This is a genomic window from Streptomyces sp. NC-S4, assembly GCF_054353315.1.
In genome coordinates this window covers 6,488,396-6,504,875 of the sequence record NZ_CM135937.1, presented here as the reverse complement: position 1 = coordinate 6,504,875, position 16,480 = coordinate 6,488,396, and the positions used below count along the sequence as shown (strand labels likewise).

At 73.0% G+C, this 16,480-nt stretch carries 15 protein-coding genes; 8 read left to right on the top strand and 7 right to left on the bottom strand.

Going from position 1 to position 16,480, the window contains the following annotated elements; genetic code table 11:
* Positions 1 to 90 precede the first annotated feature (90 nt).
* Complete coding sequence (locus tag ACXNSR_RS29305; protein ID WP_458638357.1) at positions 91 to 1,467, top strand: aminopeptidase P family protein; 1,377 nt, start codon at positions 91 to 93, stop codon at positions 1,465 to 1,467.
* On the opposite strand, the gene ACXNSR_RS29300 is transcribed toward ACXNSR_RS29305, so the two are convergent.
* Entirely contained in the window at positions 1,464 to 2,372 is a 909-nt protein-coding gene (locus ACXNSR_RS29300) for a LysR family transcriptional regulator (protein WP_458638356.1), read from the bottom strand. The two genes, ACXNSR_RS29305 and ACXNSR_RS29300, sit on opposite strands and share 4 nt — an antisense overlap.
* A gap of 119 nt (positions 2,373 to 2,491) precedes the next feature.
* Here ACXNSR_RS29300 and ACXNSR_RS29295 point away from each other — a divergent pair, with 119 nt between their 5' ends.
* Together ACXNSR_RS29295 and ACXNSR_RS29290 are read left to right on the top strand one after the other, a co-directional pair.
* Positions 2,492 to 3,253, top strand: coding sequence for an SDR family NAD(P)-dependent oxidoreductase (locus ACXNSR_RS29295; RefSeq protein ID WP_458638355.1), 762 nt, complete (start codon positions 2,492 to 2,494; stop codon positions 3,251 to 3,253).
* Positions 3,254 to 3,318: 65 nt separating this feature from the next.
* Positions 3,319 to 3,528, top strand: a complete 210-nt coding sequence (locus tag ACXNSR_RS29290; RefSeq protein WP_458638354.1) for a tautomerase family protein — start codon at positions 3,319 to 3,321, stop codon at positions 3,526 to 3,528.
* 99 nt (positions 3,529 to 3,627) lie between these two features.
* Here the strand turns inward: ACXNSR_RS29290 and ACXNSR_RS29285 are convergent, their stop codons facing one another.
* Entirely contained in the window at positions 3,628 to 4,026 is a 399-nt protein-coding gene (locus ACXNSR_RS29285) for a RidA family protein (RefSeq protein ID WP_458638353.1), read from the bottom strand.
* A complete protein-coding gene (locus tag ACXNSR_RS29280) occupies positions 4,023 to 5,162 on the bottom strand; it encodes an acyl-CoA dehydrogenase family protein (RefSeq protein WP_458638352.1) in 1,140 nt (379 codons plus the stop codon). Before ACXNSR_RS29280 ends, ACXNSR_RS29285 begins: the two co-directional genes overlap by 4 nt.
* A 145-nt stretch (positions 5,163 to 5,307) precedes the next feature.
* Between ACXNSR_RS29280 and ACXNSR_RS29275 the strand changes: the two genes are divergently transcribed.
* The 5 genes from ACXNSR_RS29275 (at position 5,308) to ACXNSR_RS29255 (ending at position 10,827) form a co-directional block, all read left to right on the top strand.
* Positions 5,308 to 6,963, top strand: a complete 1,656-nt coding sequence (locus ACXNSR_RS29275) for an AMP-binding protein (RefSeq protein WP_458638351.1) — start codon at positions 5,308 to 5,310, stop codon at positions 6,961 to 6,963.
* 9 nt (positions 6,964 to 6,972) lie between these two features.
* Positions 6,973 to 7,773, top strand: a complete 801-nt coding sequence (locus ACXNSR_RS29270) for a PaaX family transcriptional regulator (protein ID WP_458638350.1) — start codon at positions 6,973 to 6,975, stop codon at positions 7,771 to 7,773.
* A 62-nt stretch (positions 7,774 to 7,835) separates the two neighbouring features.
* Positions 7,836 to 8,675 carry a GNAT family N-acetyltransferase gene (locus ACXNSR_RS29265; protein WP_458638349.1) on the top strand — a complete coding sequence of 280 codons (840 nt, stop codon included), beginning with the start codon at positions 7,836 to 7,838 and terminating at the stop codon, positions 8,673 to 8,675.
* A gap of 46 nt (positions 8,676 to 8,721) precedes the next feature.
* Positions 8,722 to 9,138, top strand: a complete 417-nt coding sequence (locus tag ACXNSR_RS29260) for an SgcJ/EcaC family oxidoreductase (RefSeq protein WP_458638348.1) — start codon at positions 8,722 to 8,724, stop codon at positions 9,136 to 9,138.
* A gap of 126 nt (positions 9,139 to 9,264) precedes the next feature.
* On the top strand, positions 9,265 to 10,827 hold the full coding sequence (locus tag ACXNSR_RS29255) for a M12 family metallo-peptidase (RefSeq protein WP_458638347.1): 1,563 nt from the start codon (positions 9,265 to 9,267) through the stop codon (positions 10,825 to 10,827).
* 42 nt (positions 10,828 to 10,869) lie between these two features.
* Here ACXNSR_RS29255 and ACXNSR_RS29250 read toward each other — a convergent pair whose 3' ends face one another.
* From ACXNSR_RS29250 to ACXNSR_RS29235, 4 genes are all read right to left on the bottom strand, one after another.
* Positions 10,870 to 13,173, bottom strand: coding sequence for a bifunctional salicylyl-CoA 5-hydroxylase/oxidoreductase (locus ACXNSR_RS29250; protein ID WP_458638346.1), 2,304 nt, complete (start codon positions 13,171 to 13,173; stop codon positions 10,870 to 10,872).
* 4 nt (positions 13,174 to 13,177) lie between these two features.
* On the bottom strand, positions 13,178 to 14,005 hold the full coding sequence (locus ACXNSR_RS29245; protein ID WP_189739142.1) for an enoyl-CoA hydratase family protein: 828 nt from the start codon (positions 14,003 to 14,005) through the stop codon (positions 13,178 to 13,180).
* Positions 14,006 to 14,099: 94 nt separating this feature from the next.
* Positions 14,100 to 15,119, bottom strand: a complete 1,020-nt coding sequence (gene argF, locus ACXNSR_RS29240) for an ornithine carbamoyltransferase (RefSeq protein WP_458638345.1) — start codon at positions 15,117 to 15,119, stop codon at positions 14,100 to 14,102.
* A gap of 124 nt (positions 15,120 to 15,243) precedes the next feature.
* A complete protein-coding gene (locus ACXNSR_RS29235) occupies positions 15,244 to 16,470 on the bottom strand; it encodes an arginine deiminase (RefSeq protein WP_030009169.1) in 1,227 nt (408 codons plus the stop codon).
* Positions 16,471 to 16,480: the final 10 nt, after the last annotated feature.

Below are 16,480 nucleotides of genomic sequence, written 5' to 3'. Positions count from 1 at the left end.
GCCGCGATGTGAGCTGTAACATAGTAATGTGAAATTGCACTGACAAGACCTGTGCGCCCACCAGTTCGCATCTTTCTTGAGGGAGTCCTCGTGACCGACGCGTCCGCCCGCCTCAACACGGGCAGTCACGACCGCCCGGTGTCCCCGGAGTTGTCCCGGTTCATGGCGGGCAGCTGGGCCGCGACCCCGCTGCCCGACTCCGCCCGCGTCCCCGGCCACGCCGTCACCCCGGCCCGCCGGGCACGGCTCTCGGCCCGCTTCCCGGGCGAACGGCTGATCGTCCCGGCCGGTGAGCTGAAGGTCCGCTCCAACGACTGCGACCACCGCTTCCGCCCGCACAGCGCGTACGCCTGGCTGACCGGCCTCACCGGTGAGGACCAGGCGGGCCACGTCCTGGTCATGGAGCCGTCGGGCCCGCACGCCCACGAGGCCGTGCTGTACCTGCGGCCGCGCTCGCCGCGGGCGGACGGGGACGGGGAGTTCTACCGGGACCGCCGGTACGGGGAGTTCTGGGTGGGCCGCCGGCCGGACCTCGCGGAGGCCGAGCGCCTCACCGGCATCCGCTGCGCACACCTGGACTCGCTCGGCGCGCCTGAGGGGCGCCACGCGGCCACGGACTCGGAACTCGCCGCCGCGCTGTCGGAGTTGCGCCTGGTCAAGGACGCCTGGGAGGTCGAGCAGCTCCAGCTGGCCGTGGACCACACGACGGCGGGCTTCGAGGACGTCGTACGGGCCCTGCCGCGCGCGCTGGCGCATCCGCGCGGGGAGCGCTGGATCGAGGGGGTCTTCGGGCTGCGCGCCCGGGCGGAGGGCAACGGCACCGGGTACGAGACGATCGCGGCGTCCGGCGCGCACGCCTGCACCCTGCACTGGATCCGCAACGACGGCCGGCTGAACGGGACGGAACTGCTGCTCCTGGACGCGGGCGTGGAGACGGACACCCTCTACACGGCGGACATCACCCGCACCCTGCCGCTGTCGGGCCGCTTCTCACCCGTCCAGCGCCAGGTCTACGAACTGGTCCTGGCCGCCCAGGAGGCGGGCATCGCGGCGCTGCGCCCGGGGGCGAGCTTCGGGGACTTCCACCGGGCCGGGATGCGGGTGATCGCGGAGGGCCTGGCCGAGTGGGGCGTCCTGAAGGACGCGGAGGGCGACCTGCACCGGCGGTACACGCTGTGCAGCAGCGGGCACATGCTGGGGCTGGACGTCCACGACTGCGCGAAGGCCCGGGCCGAGACCTATCTGGACGGCGTGCTGGAGGAGGGACAGGTCCTGACGGTGGAACCGGGCCTCTACCTCCAGCCCGACGACGAGACCCTCCCGGCGGAGCTGCGGGGCATCGGCGTCCGCATCGAGGACGACCTGGTCATCACGGCGAACGGCGCCCGCCTGATGTCGGACGCGCTGCCGCGCACGGTGTCCGGCATCGAGGACTGGATGGGCCGGCTCCTGGACGCCCCGGCCTAGACGCTGTGCGGGGTGGTGAGCCGGGCGGTCAGCTCCTCGACGAAAGCCTCCAGGTGGGGTGGGCGCGGTCCGGTGCGGGTGGCACAGAACCAGGTACGGGTCAGCGGCTGCGCGCCGATGCCTACGAGGGCGAGGCCGTGCGAGGCCGCGTAGGGGGCGGCCACCCAGTTGGGCAGCACGGTCACGCCCTGGCCGCCGGCCACCATCTCGATCACCAGATCGGTCACCACCGGCATCGTGGTGATCCGGGCCGGCCGGGCCCCGACGGGGATCGGCAGCGGCATCGACGGGATCCGCTTCTGGTCGTAGAAGTCGTAGAGGACGAGGTCGACGCCGTCGAAGTCACGGGCGGTCAGGTGCGCGCGCGAGGCCCACGGATGGCCGGTGGGCACCACCGCCATCATCTCGTCCTCGAACAGCCGGGTCAGCGACACCCGGTCCATCTGCAGGTCCGGCTTGGTGACCAGCGCGACGTCGACGAGGTCGGCGAGCAGTGCCGGGATCGGCGCGTCGTCGGCAACGGTCTCGATGCGCACGTCGATGTCCGGCGCGCGCTCGCGGAAGGCGCGGAGCACGGGCGGCAGCCACGGGAAGGTCGTGCTGCACTGCGCGGTGAAGCGGACCCGGCGGTCGCGCCCGTCACGGATCTCGCGCAGGTCCCGGGCCGCCGAGTCCAGTTCGCCGAGGACGTGGCGGGCCGCGACCAGCAGTCGGCGGCCCGCGGCGTTGGGGACCAGGCGGCGGCCCTTGCGGTCGAAGAGGGCCATGCCCAGGCGGGCCTCCAGCCGGGTGAGCCGCTGGCTGAGAGCGGGCTGGCTCACGTAGAGCCGCTCGGCGGCGGCGGTCAGCGAGCCGGCCTCGGCGGTGGCGGCCAGGAGCTCCAGGTCACGCAGATCCACATCCATAACCAGGGATTATCACACGCTTCAATCTTCGTCGTGGCGTTATCAATTGGGCGCTCCTAGGTTCTTGGTGTCAGCCGGTCGGGACCCCGACGGACGACACCGACGAAAGGCACAGCACCATGACCGACACCCGCACGGACATCGACGACACCACCACCACCGCTCTGGTCACCGGCTCCTCCAGCGGCATCGGCCTGGACATCGCCCGCGCCTTCCTCGCGAGCGGCGCGAACGTCGTCCTCAACGGCCGGGACGCCGACCGCCTCGCCAAGGCCGCGGCCACCCTCGGGCACCCCGGGCGGATCGCGTGGGTCGCCGGCGCCATCGCCGATCCGGCGACGGGCGAGGCCCTCGTCCGTACCGCCCTCGACCGGTTCGGCCGCATCGATGTCCTGGTCAACAACGCGGGCACCTTCGCGCCCAAGCCCTTCACCGAGGTCACCGAGGAAGAACTCGACGGCTTCCTGACCGGCAACCTCAAGGGCACCTACCTCACCACCCAGGCCGTCGTACGGGCGCTGCGCGCGCAGGGCCGGGGCGGGAGCATCGTCAACATCGGCACCGTCCTGGTGGACCACGCGCTGGCGGGCTTCCCGTCCTCCGCACCGGTGGTCAGCAAGGCGGGGGTGCACGCTCTGACGACCAGCCTGGCCGCCGAACTCGCCGCAGACGGCATCCGCGTGAACCTCGTGTCCCCCGGCATCATCCGCACCCCGCTGCACGCGGGATCCGACGTGGACTCCTTCGGCGGGCTCGCCCTGCTGAACCGGGTCGGCGAGGTCGCGGAGATCTCCGAGGCGGTGCTCTACCTCGCGGGCGCCACCTTCGTCACCGGTCACGCCCTGCGCGTGGACGGCGGCCACGTCACCGGTCGCGCCTGAGCCGCACGCCCCTCTCCCCCTGCCCCTGCCCCTGCCCCTGCCGCACCGGAAGGACGTCCCTCACCATGCCGTACGTCAACGTCAGGATCACCCGCGAAGGCGCCACCGCCGCCCAGAAGGCCGAGATCATCGCCGGTGTGACCGACCTGCTGGTCCAGGTCCTCGACAAGGACCCGGCCACCACCTTCGTCCTCATCGACGAGGTGGAGCTGGAGGACTGGGGCGTGGGCGGCGTCCGGACGGACGAGTACCGCCGCATCCGCGCACAGAGCTAGGCCGTCCCCGGGCGGGGGGGGCCGGGGCGGGGGCACGGCGGGGTGTCCCCGCGGGACGAACGCGCGACCGCGGCCCGGCACGACCGGGCCGCCCCGCCGCTACCCGAGCACCGCCACCCCGTCCAGCTCGACCAGGGCCCGGTCGTCCCAGAGGCGGACCACACCGATGACGGCCATCGCCGGATAGTCGCGGCCCGCCGACCGCCGCCAGATGCGGCCCAGTTCGGCCGCGTGGGTCCGGTACGCCGCCACGTCCACCGCGTACACCGTCACCCGGGCCAGGTCCGCCGGGGTGCCGCCCGCCGCGGCCAGGGCCGCGAGGAGGTTGGTGAGGGCGACCTCGAACTGCTCCGGGAGGCTCTCCCCCACCACCTTGCCCGCGCCGTCCAGGGCGGTCTGGCCCGCCAGGAACACCAGCCGGGTGCCGGTCGCCGCGACCGCGTGCGAGAAACCCGTCGCGGGCGACAGCTCCGCCGGGTTGATCCGCTCCAGGCTCATCGCCCCGCCACCGCCGCCCCGTACAGCTCCTTCGCGATGATCGTGCGCTGCACCTCGCTCGCCCCCTCGTAGATCCGCGGTGCCCGCACCTCCCGGTAGAGGTGTTCGAGCAGATGACCCCGCTGGAGGGCGACCGCGCCGTGCAGTTGGACCGCGTGGTCGACCACGTACTGGGCCGTCTCCGTGGCCAGCAGTTTCGCCATCGCCGCCCGGCGCGGAACGTCCCCGGCCCCCCGGTCGTAGGCCCCGGCCGCCGCGTACACCAGCAGCCGGGCCGCCTCCGTGCGGGTCGCCATCTCGGCCACCCGGTGCGCCACCGCCTGGAGATCGCTCAGCGTTCCGCCGAACGCCGTCCGGTCCGCCGTGTACGCGAGGGTCGCGTCCAGCGCGGCCCGGGCCATGCCCACCGCGAAGGCGCCGACGCTCGGCCGGAAGAGGTTCAGGGTGTCCATCGCGACGCGGAAGCCCCGCCCCGGTTCGCCGAGCAGGTCCCGCGGGCCGACCGGCACCCCGTCGAAGGCGAGGGAGCCGATGGGGTGCGGGGAGAGCATGTCCAGGGGTGCGCCGGAGAGTCCGGGCCGGTCGGCCGGGACCAGGAAGGCCGAGACCCCCTTCGCCCCCGGCCCCTCCCCCGTTCGGGCGAACACCGTGTAGAAATCCGCCTCGGGGGCGTTGGAGATCCAGCACTTCTCACCGCTGAGCCGCCAACCGCCCCCGGCGGCCGCCGTTTCGGCGGTCGCCGCCAGCGCCAGCGCCGCCGCGTCCGAGCCCGCCCCCGGCTCGCTCAGCGCGAAGGCCGCCACCGCCCGCCCGGCCCGCACCTCCGGCAGCCAGCGCTCCCGCTGCTCCTCGCTCCCCGCCCGCAGCACCGGGTACGCCCCGAGCCCCTGCAGGGCGAGCGCCGTCTCGGCCTCCGTGCAACCGTAGGCGAGGGATTCCCGCAGCAGGCACAGTTCCAGCGCGCCCGAGGCGAACACCCGCTCCAGCAGGCCCAGCTCCCCCAGCGCCACCAGCAGCGGCCGGTTGACCCGACCCGGTTCCCCCTTCTCGGCCAGTGGCCGCAGCCGCTCCACCGCCAGTGCGCGCAACTGCCCGCACCACTCCTCCTGGTCCACTCCGAGCGCGAATCCGGTCATCCGAACATCCCCGCATCTATCGCGTCCTGTTGACTGCCGTCACCATCACGATACGCTCCTGGAAGGACCTCCGGTCGTGGCCGGGGGAACCACCGCACGGCCGGCTCCACCCCACCCCGGACCGCTGCAAGGGGGGCGACCCGCCTTGGACCTCAAGCCTTCCGCTCACACCGACACCTTCGCCCGTGACCACCTGCCACCCGCGGACACCTGGCCGGAGCTCCTCTTCGAGCTGCCCGAGCTGGCCTATCCGGACCGCCTGAACTGCGGGGTGGAGCTGCTCGACGCCACCATCGAGCGGTTCGGTCCGGCGGGCGCCGACCGCCCGGCCTTCCGCAGCGGGTCGGGCGAGGTGTGGACGTACGGGGACCTGCGCGAGCGCGTGGACCGCCTGGCCCACACGCTCACCGCCGACCTCGGCGTGGTCCCCGGCAACCGGGTGCTCCTGCGCGGACCCACCGGCCCCTGGCTCGCTGCCTGCTGGCTCGCGGTGATGAAGGCGGGCGCGGTGGCCGTCACCGTCCTGCCCCAGCAGCGCGCGCAGGAGCTGGCCACGGTGTGCGCGATGGCCCGGGTGGGACACGCCCTGTGCCATGCGGACGTACTGGACGACCTGGTCAAGGCGGAGGTGCCGGGGCTGCGGATCACCGTGTACGGGGGCGGTGGCCCGGGGGACCTGCTCCGGCTGGCCGAGCGGCATCCCGACCCCTTCCCGGCCGCCCCGACCTCCGCGGACGACGTCGCCCTGATCGCCTTCACCTCCGGGACCACCGGACGGCCCAAGGGGTGCATGCACTTCCACCGCGACCTGCTCGCCGTCGCCGACACCTTCTCGCGCAGCGTGCTGCGGCCCCGCCCGGACGACGTCTTCGCGGGCAGCCCGCCGCTCGGCTTCACCTTCGGCCTCGGCGGACTGGTCGTCTTCCCGCTGCGCGCCGGGGCCTCGGCGCTGCTGCTGGAGGAGGCGGTACCGCGCCGGCTGCTGCCCGCGCTCGCGGAGCACCGGGTGACGGTGCTGTTCACCGCGCCCACCGCGTACCGGACGATGCTGGACGCGCTGGGCCCGTACGACGTGGGCATGTACGACCTGTCGGCGCTGCGCCGCTGCGTCTCGGCCGGGGAGAACCTGCCCGCCGCCACCTGGCAGGCCTGGTACGAGCGCACCGGCCTGCGCATCATCAACGGCATCGGGGCGACCGAGCTGCTGCACATCTTCATCTCCGCCGCCGACGAGGACATCCGGCCCGGGACGACGGGCCGGGTGGTCCCGGGCTGGCAGGCCCGCGTGGTGGACCGGGCCGGCCGCCCGGTCCCGGACGACGAGCCGGGACTGCTGGCCGTGCGCGGCCCGGTGGGCTGCCGCTACCTGGCCGATCCCCGGCAGGGGGAGTACGTACAGGGCGGCTGGAACCTGACCGGCGACACCTACGTCCGCGACCCGGAGGGCTACTTCCGCTACGTCGCCCGGGCGGACGACATGATCGTCTCGGCGGGCTACAACATCGCGGGCCCCGAGGTGGAGGAGGCCCTGCTGCGCCACCCGGACGTGGTGGAGGCGGCGGTGGTGGGCCTTCCGGACGAGCGGCGCGGGCAGATCGTGGTGGCGTACACCGTGGCCCGCGACGGCGCGGTACTGACGGAGGAGGTCCTGCGCACCTTCATGCGGGCGGAACTGGCCCCGCACAAGTGCCCGCGCTCCTTCGTCTTCCTCCCCGCCCTCCCCCGTACCGCGACGGGCAAACTGCAGCGCTTCCGGCTGCGCGATCCCGGTGCCCGGCCCGATCCGCCCGACAGGATCTAGAGTGAACCCGTGGTCGAGCAGCACACTCCGCGATCCCTGATCGTCACGTTCTACGGAGCCTACGGGCGGGCCTTCGAGGGCCCGGTCCCGGTGGCCGCGCTGATCCGCCTGCTGGGCGCGGCCGGCGTGGACGCCCCGTCGGTCCGCTCGTCGGTGTCCCGGCTGAAGCGGCGCGGCTTCCTGCTGCCCGGGCGCGCGGCGGACGGCTCGGCGGCGTACGGGCTCTCCGAGGAGGCGGGGCAGCTGCTGGACGACGGCGACCGCCGGATCTACGGCAGCCCGCAGCTGTCGGACGAGTGGCTGGTGGCGGTGTTCTCGGTCCCGGAGCAAGAACGCAGCAAGCGGCACCTGCTGCGCTCGCGGCTGGCCCGGCTCGGTTTCGGCGCGGTGGCACCGGGCGTGTGGATCGCCCCGGCCCGGCTGTCGGAGGAGACCGCGCACACCCTGGAGCGGCTGCACCTGACCCCGTACGTGGAACTCTTCCGCGGCGCCCACCTCGGTTTCGCGCCGACCGCGGAGGCGGTGGCCCGCTGGTGGGACCTGGCGGCCCTGGCCAAGCAGCACGAGCAGTTCCTCGACCTGCACGAACCCGTCCTGCGCGCGCTCCGGTCGGGCCCGGGGCCGACCCCGGAGGAGGCCTACCGGGACTACCTGCGCGCGCTGGACACCTGGCGCCGGCTGCCGTACGCCGACCCTGGCCTGCCGCGGGAGCTGCTCCCGGCGGACTGGCCGGGCGACCGGGCGGCGGCCGTCTTCGCCGAGCTGCACGAAAGGCTGCGCGACATCGGGGCCGGCTTCGCCCGACCCTAGGCGCGGGCACCTGCGTGGGAAATCCGGGTGCGGGCGGGCCGCGCGCCGCGCCAGGATGGGCCATGACCTGGACCTTCAGCACGGACCTGACGGCCTATCTGGCCGCCGCGGGCCCGGCCACGGCCGCGCGGCCCGTCTCCAACACCCTGCTGCTGACCGTGACCGACGGGCTGCGGCGCCGCGGGCCCCGAGCCTACGGCGACGGCACCCCCTTCTTCGGCTGGTGGACGGGGGCCGACGGCGCCGTCGCCGGCGGCCTGCTGTGCACGCCGCCGTTCCCGGCCGTGCTCGGCGTGCTGCCCGGGGAGGCGGTCCGGGCGCTCGGCGCCGCGCTCGCCGGCGAGCCGCTGCTCGCCGGGACGCACCGGTTCAACGCCCGCCGCCCGGACGCGGAGGCTCTGGCCGGAGCCTGGGGGCGGCCCAGCCGGATCGCCGAGGAGCTGCGCCTGTACCGGCTGGCCGGCCTCCTCGCCCCGGATCCCGCTCCGGCCGGGCGGGCCCGGCCCGCCACCACGGCCGACCTCCCGCTGCTGCTGGAGTGGACCGCGGCCTTCAGGGCGGAGGCGGGCCTTCCGGGCAGCGCCTCCGAGGCCGTGCTGCGCGACCGGATCTCCTACGGCGGGATCCGGCTGTGGGAGCACGCCGGGGCCCCTGTCTCGCTGGCCGGCTTCTCCCGCCCGATCGGCTCCGCCTCCCGCGTCGGGCCGGTCTACACCCCGCCCGGGCACCGCGGCCGCGGCTACGCCGCCGGGGTCACGCACGCGGTGAGCGAAGCGGCGTACGCGGCCGGCGCCACCGAGGTCCTCCTCTTCACGGACCTGGCCAACCCCACCAGCAACGGCGTCTATCTGCGTCTGGGCTACACCCCGGTCGAGGACCGGGCCGAGATCGTCGCGGCATGACCGGCCGGATCCGGGCCTTGACCTCAAGGGCCCTTGAGGTTCGATGATGATCCACATGACGACCGACAGCACGGCCCGGACCACTGACATCGAGGCCATCCACCGGGTGGTGGCCGCCGTCGAGGCCTCCCAGCGCGCCAAGGACCCCGACGCCTTCCTCTCCCTCTTCCATCCCGACGCCCTGTGGACCACCGGCGGCGGCAAGGTCCTCATCGGCCTGGACGCCATCTCCGAGTTCACCCGCGCGGTCCTCCCCGCCGCGAGCTGGGACGGCGAGGTCAGCTACACCGTCACCCACCTCCAGTTCCTGCGCCCCGACGTGGCCGCGGTCAAGGTCAGCCAGGTCTACCGCTCGGCCGACGGCCCCGGGGACGAGGGCGTCCCGACGTACGTGATGACCAGGAACGACGACGGTCGCTGGCTCCTGACCGTCTGCCAGAACACGCAGGTCTCCAAGGGGTAGGCCGCCCCCGTGTTCGGGTGAACCTCGGCGCGGCCGGCACTGCGGGGACGGCCGTACCGGCGTGGCGTGGCGCCCGCCACGGAATACACGGCGGGACAAACCCCCACAGAGAGGCACACGTCCCTCATGCGCCGTCGTTTCCTGCTCACCGCCTCCGCCGCGGCGACCGCCCTCGCCGCCACCTTGTCACTCGCCGCCACCGCACCCGCCGCCTCCGCCGGAACGCGCGGGGACGAGCACGAGCCCTGGGTGGTGCGCTCCGCCGCGCAGCGCACGGACGCCAAGGCGTTCCGTTCGCTGTGCGGCGAGCAGAAGGAAGGCAGACCCGAGCGCCGCACCTTCCCGCTGTTCGGCCGGGGCAAGGGCTTCACGGCGGTGCAGGACTTCCAGCGCCAGGAGCCGGACGGCACGGTGTACTGGGGCGGCCACGACCCGAAGAACCCGGAGAACACCATCTCCGTGTCCGCCATCGGGGCCTGCACCGACGGACCGGTCACCCTCTCCGGTGTCATCACGATCGGCTTCCGCCAGTACGCGTACCAGCCGCTGGCGAAGCGCCCGGGCTGGTACGAGCTGCAGGAGATCGACTCCCTGGAGCTGCCGCCCAGCGGGATCGGTGTCGACACGGTCAACGTCCCGGCGAAGAAGCCGCACAAGCCGCACCACCCGGGCAAGCCGCACAAGCCGAACCGGCCGGGTCTGCGGGCCGCCACGCCCAACGACCCGGCCGCCATCGACATCGTCGTCGCCTATACGCCGGCCACCGTGCAGGTGATGGGCAGTGTCCAGGCGGTCCAGTCCCGCATCTCCTACGGGGTGAACCAGCTCAACCGGGCGCTCGCCACCGACAACGTGCCGGCCAGTGTGCACGTCGTGCACAGCTACCAGACCGCGGCCACGGGCGTTCCCAACGAGAACGTCAACACTCTGCTCAGCATGATCAGCAACCCCGCGAACACGGTCCTCGGTGCCACGGCCGCCGCCCGGCGCAACCAGTACGGCGGCGACCTGGTGGCGCTGCTGGCCGCCGTCCCCTTCGAGGACAGCTCCGGAGCGGCGAGCCTGCCCGACCCGGGCCCGACCGCGACGACCGACAGTGCCGCGTTCTCGGTCACCAGCATCGGGTCCGTGACGGCCTGGGAGAACCTCGCGCACGAGATCGGCCACAACTTCGGCATGAAGCACGACCGTCTGACGGTCACCCGCCAGGGCGGCGCCACCCCCGCGGGCACGTTCAACTACGGCTGGGTCACGCCCAACGGCCAGCACCGCACGCTCATGGCGTACTCCACCGCCTGCCCCCAGGCGTGCAACGTGGTCAACTCGTACTCCACCCCCGACCGCACCTGGAACGGCCAGATCCTGGGCAACGCCCAGAACAACAACGCCGCCGTCGCGCTGCAGAACGCGGACACCCTGGCCGGCTACCGCGCCTCCCTCGTCACCAACCGCAGCTCCCTCACCCTGACGCACGACCCCGTGGGCGCGGGCACGGTCCGGGTCAGCGAGTACGGTCCGTACGACCCCGGAACGCAGGTCACGGTCACCGCCGTCCCCAACCCCGGCTTCCAGTTCGACGCCTGGGCCGTCGACGGCATCGAGCTGGAGGGGAACAACCCGAACTACCAGCTCACCATGAACGCGAACCGGACCATCAACGCCCTGTTCGTCCCGATCCCGCAGCCGTAGGCGCCCGCTGCGCTCACCTCGGCTCCCCGTACGGGCCGCGGCCTAGCCGCGGCCCGTCGGCGGGGGCCGGCTGCCCGCGCGGTACGGGGCCGGCCAGGGCGCGCCGGGGCCTTCGTAGGACTGCTCGGCGGCCGCGTGCAGGGTCCAGTGGGGGTCGTAGAGGTGGGGGCGGCCGAGGGCGCAGAGGTCGGCACGGCCGGCCAGCAGCAGGGAGTTCACGTCGTCCCAGGAGGAGATGGCTCCGACGGCGATGACGGGGACGCCGAGTGCGTTGCGGATCCGGTCGGCGTACGGGGTCTGGTACGAGCGCCCGTACTCGGGGGCCTCGTCCGCGACGACCTGGCCCGTCGAGACGTCGATGGCGTCCGCGCCGCGGGCGGCGAAGGCGGCCGCGATCCTTACCGCGTCCTCGGGCGATGTGCCCCCGGGGGCCCAGTCGGCGGCCGAGAGGCGGACAGTCATCGGGCGGTCCTCGGGCCAGACGGCGCGGACCGCGTCGAAGACCTCCAGGGGGAAGCGCAGCCGGTTCTCCAGCGGGCCGCCGTACTCGTCGTCCCGGTGGTTGGTCAGGGGGGACAGGAAGCCGGAGAGCAGGTAGCCGTGGGCGCAGTGCAGTTCGAGCAGGTCGAATCCCGCGTCGGCGGCGCGGACGGCGGCGGCCGCGAAGTCGGAGCGCAGGGCGGCCAGGTCCGTGGCGGCGAGGGCACGCGGCAGCGCCGAGACGCCGGGCCGGTAGGGCAGCGCGGAGGCGGCCACCAGCGGCCAGTTGCCCTCGGGCAGGGGGTCGTCCATGCCCTCCCACATCAGCCGGGTCGAGCCCTTGCGGCCGGCGTGCCCGAGCTGGACGCCCAGGGCGGTACCGGGCGCCGAGGTGTGGACGAAGTCGGTGATGCGCTTCCAGGCGGCGGTCTGTTCCTGGGTGTAGAGGCCGGTGCAGCCGGGGGTGATGCGGCCCTCGGCGGACACGCAGACCATCTCCGTCATCACCAGTCCGGCCCCGCCGAGGGCTCGTCCGCCCAGGTGGACGAGGTGGAAGTCGCCCGGCACACCGCCTTGGGCCGAGTACATGTCCATCGGTGAGACGACGACCCGGTTGCGCAGGGTCAGGCCCCGCAGGGTGAAGGGGGTGAACATCGCGGGAGTGCCGTCCGGGCACCCGAAGTCCCCTTCCACGGCCCGGGTGAACCGTGGGTCGCGCAGCCGCAGGTTGTCGTGCGTGACCCGGCGGCTGCGGGTGAGGAGGTTGAAGGCGAACTGCCGGGCGGGCTGGTCGACGTAGCCGGCGATCTCCTCGAACCACTGCCGGCTCGCGGCCGCCGCCCGCTGGGTGCTGGCGACCGCCGGGCGGCGGGCCGCCTCGTACGCGGCGAGGGCGGCCGGGACGTCGTCCGGCGCGTCGCCCACCGCTTCGGCGAGCGCGAGCGCGTCCTCCACCGCCAGTTTGGTTCCGGACCCGATGGAGAAGTGGGCGGTGTGCGCGGCGTCGCCGAGCAGCACCGTGTTGCCGTGCGACCAGCGCCGGTTGACGACGGTACGGAACTGCGTCCACGCGGAGCGGTTGCCGTGCAGCGGGCGTCCGCGCAGGGCCTCGCTGAAGATCTTGGCGCAGCGGGCGGCGGACTCGTCCTCGTCGCACAGGTCGAAGCCGGCCGCCCGCCACACCTCGTCGCGCATCTCCACGATCACCGTGGAGGCACCGAATTGATTCTGCGGCCCGGAGGGCCCCGATGAGGGGTGGTGGTCGGGCGACGGGCGGGCGTAGGGGTAGGCGTGCAGCTGCATGACGCCGTGCTCGGTCTCCGCGATCTCGAAGCGGAAGGCGTCGAAGGCGAAGTCGGCGGCGAGCCAGATGTAGCGGCAGCGTCCGCCGGTCAGCGTCGGTCCGTAGTGCGCGGCGCCGGCCTCGCGGATCGCGCTGTGCACCCCGTCGGCCGCGACCACCAGGTCGTACGAGGCGGCGAGCTCGGGCGCGGCCGGGGCCTCGGAGCGGAAGCGCAGGCGGACGCCGAGGCCCGCGCAGCGCTCGTGCAGGATCTCCAGGAGCCGGCGCCGTCCGATGGCCGCGAAGCCGTGCCCGCCGGAGGTCAGCAGTCGGCCGCGGTGCACGATGTCCACGTCGTCCCAGCGCACGAACTCCGCGCTCAGGGCCGTGTGGACGACCGTGTCGGCCCGCTCGATGCCGCCGAGGGTCTCGTCGGAGAGCACCACGCCGAAGCCGAAGGTGTCGTCGGGGGCGTTGCGCTCCCAGACCTCCACCGTGTGGCCCTGGCGGGCCAGCAGCGCTGCGGCGTACAGCCCTCCCGGTCCCCCGCCGACGACGGCGACCCGCATGGCACCAGGAGTCATGTGACTACCTGCCCTTCCACTCCGGCGGCCGCTTCCCGGTGAAGGCCGCGTGGAACTCCGCGTAGTCCTGGCCGTGCATCAGCAGGGCCTGCGTGTTGGCGTCCAGTTCCACGGACGCGGCCAGCGGCATGTCGAGCTCGGCGGTGAGCAGCGCCTTGGTCTGCGCGTGGGCGAGGGCGGGGCCCGCGGCCAGCCGGGCGGCGAGTTCGGCGGCCCGTACGTGGGCCTTGCCCTCCTCGGTGAGCTCGCTGAGCAGGCCGATCCGCTCGGCCTCGGCCGCGTGGACGGGCTCTCCGAGCATGAGCAGGCGGGTGGCGTGGCCCAGGCCGACGACCCGGGGCAGCAGGTAGGCGGCGCCCATGTCGCCGCCGGAGAGGCCGACGCGGGTGAAGAGGAAGGCGAAGCGGGCGGTGGGATCGGCGATCCGGAAGTCGGCGGCGAGCGCGAGGACGGCTCCGGCCCCGGCGGCGACCCCGTGCACGGCGGCGATCACCGGGAAGGGGCATTCGCGCAGGGCGCGCACCACCTGGCCGGTCATCCGGTTGAAGTCGAGGAGCTGGGCGGTGTCCATGGCGAGGGTGGCGCCGATGATCTCGTCGACGTCCCCGCCGGAGCAGAAGCCGCGCCCCTCGCCGCCGAGCACGAGGGCGCGCACGGAGCGCTCGCGGGACAGTTCGCCGAGCAGATCGCGCAGGTCGGCGTAGGCGCCGAAGGTGAGCGCGTTCAGCTTCTCGGGGCGGTCGAAGGTGACGGTGGCGACGCCGTCCTGCCGGGTGACCCGGAGGTGGTGCCACCGTTCGGTCGCTGGTGTGGAACCGGTGAAGGGGCTCACACCACCGAAGATATCACCTGATCGTGACTGCCGTCACAGAAGCGCAACATCATTCGCCCTGCCCGCGCGGCGAGCCGGCCCCGCCGGCGTATGACTATGCGTCACTCCGGCCGGACCGGCCGAGGGTGGCGACGAGTACGGCCTTGATGGTGTGCAGCCGGTTCTCGGCCTCGTCGAAGACGATGGAGTGCTCCGACTCGAACACCTCGTCCGTCACCTCCAGGGATTCCAGCCCGTGCCGCTCGTGGATCTCCCGGGCCACCTTGGTGCCGAGGTCGTGGAAGGCCGGCAGGCAGTGCATGAACTTCACGTCCGGGTTCCCGGTGGCGCGCAGCACGTCCATGGTCACCGCGTACGGCGACAGGGCCGCGATCCGCTCGTCCCAGACCTCCTTGGGCTCCCCCATGGACACCCAGATGTCGGTCACGACGAAGTCCGCCCCGGCGACTCCCTCGGCGACCTCCTCGGTCAGGGTGAGCCGCGCCCCGCTCTCCGCCGCGAGCTCCCGCGCCGCGGCCACCACCGACTCGGCGGGCCAGTAGGACCGGGGCGCGACGATCCGCACGTCCATGCCCAGCAGCGCACCGGTCACGAGGTAGGAGTTGCCCATGTTGAAACGGGCGTCACCGAGGTAGGCGAAGGAGATCCGCTCCAGCGGCTTGGCCGTGTGCTCGGTCATGGTGAGCAGGTCGGCCAGCATCTGGGTCGGGTGCCAGTCGTCGGTGAGTCCGTTGAAGACGGGGACGCCCGAGTGGGCGGCGAGCTCCTCGACCGCCTGCTGGCTGTCGCCCCGGTACTCGATCCCGTCGAACATCCGGCCCAGCACCCGGGCGGTGTCCTTGACCGACTCCTTGTGGCCCATCTGGGAGCCGGCGGGGTCGAGGTAGGTGGTGTGCGCGCCCTGGTCGGCGGCGGCGACCTCGAAGGCGCAGCGGGTCCGGGTGGAGGTCTTCTCGAAGATCAGAGCGATGTTCCGGCCCTGGAGCAGGCGCTGCTCGACGCCGGCCTTCTTGGCTGCCTTCAGGTCGGCGGCGAGCTCGATCAGGCCGCGGAACTCGGCGGCCGTGAAGTCCAGCTCCTTGAGAAAACTGCGGCCGGCGAGGTCGGTGGCCATGGGGTCGCTCCAGCGTCACGGTGACAGGGGATGTTGGAAGTCTATACGATCCTCTGTATTGATATACAGATCGGGCCCGGGGTCTTTCCCCCGGGCCCGGGACCCCTCCCCCGGCCCGGTCTCCTCAGACCGCGTCCCGCTCGACGGGACAGCTCATGCAGCGCGGCCCGCCCCGGCCCCGCCCCAGCTCGCTGCCCGGGATCTCGATCACCTCGATGCCCATCTTGCGCAGGTGGGTGTTGGTCGTAACGTTGCGCTCGTAGGCGACCACCACCCCCGGCTCCACGGCGAGCACGTTGCACCCGTCGTCCCACTGCTCGCGCTCGGCCGAGTGCACGTCCTGCGTCGCGGTCAGCACCCGGATCGAGTCCAGGCCGAGCGCCCCCGCGATGGCCCGGTGCATGTGGTCCTCCGGGTGATCGGTCACCTTGAGCTCGTGCGGCCCGCCACCAGGCTCGATCGTGTAGGAGGGCAGCATGCCGAGACCGGCGTACTGAGTGAACGTATCTCCGTCGACCATCGTCATCACGGTGTCCAGGTGCATGAAGGCCCGCGACTTGGGCATGTCGAGCGCCACGATGGACGTCGCCGAACCGGCCGCGAACAGGCCGCGCGCCAGCATCTCCACCGCCTGCGGGGTGGTCCGCTCGCTCATCCCGATCAGCACCGCCCCGTTCCCGATGACCAGGACGTCACCGCCCTCGATCGTCGAGGGGTAGTCCGCCTGCCCCTGCGACCAGTAGTGGAAGGCGCCGGAGGTGGTGAAGAGCGGGTGGTGCTTGTAGATCGCCTCGAAGTGGACCGTCTCGCGCTGCCGGGCGGGCCAGCGCATCGCGTTGATCGACACCCCGTCGTAGATCCAGGCGGAGGTGTCGCGGGTGAAGAGGTGGTTGGGCAGCGGGCCCAGCAGGAAACCGTCCAGGTCCAGGGCGTGGAAGCGCACCGACACCGGCTCGGCGTGCCGCTCCAGGAACTCCCGCTTGGTCATCCCGCCGACCAGCGCCTCCGCCAGCTCGGCCGAGGTCAGCCCGTCGAAGACCGACCGCAGGTGGTCGGTGGCGAGCGGCCCGTACTCCTTCTCGTCGAAGACCCGGTCCAGTACGAGGTGTCTCGCCTCCGGGATGTCGAGGGCCTCGCACAGGAGGTCACCGAAGAGGTGGACCTCCACGCCCCGGTCCCGCAGCACGTCCGCGAAGCCGTCGTGCTCCTGGCGGGCCCGGCGCACCCACAGCACGTCGTCGAAGAGGAGTGCGTCCTTGTTGCTCGGTGTGAGCCGCTTCAGCTCCAGGTCGGGCCGGTGGAGGATGACGCGGCGAAGCCGCCCGGTCTCGGAGTCGACATGGAATCCCATGCCGTACACA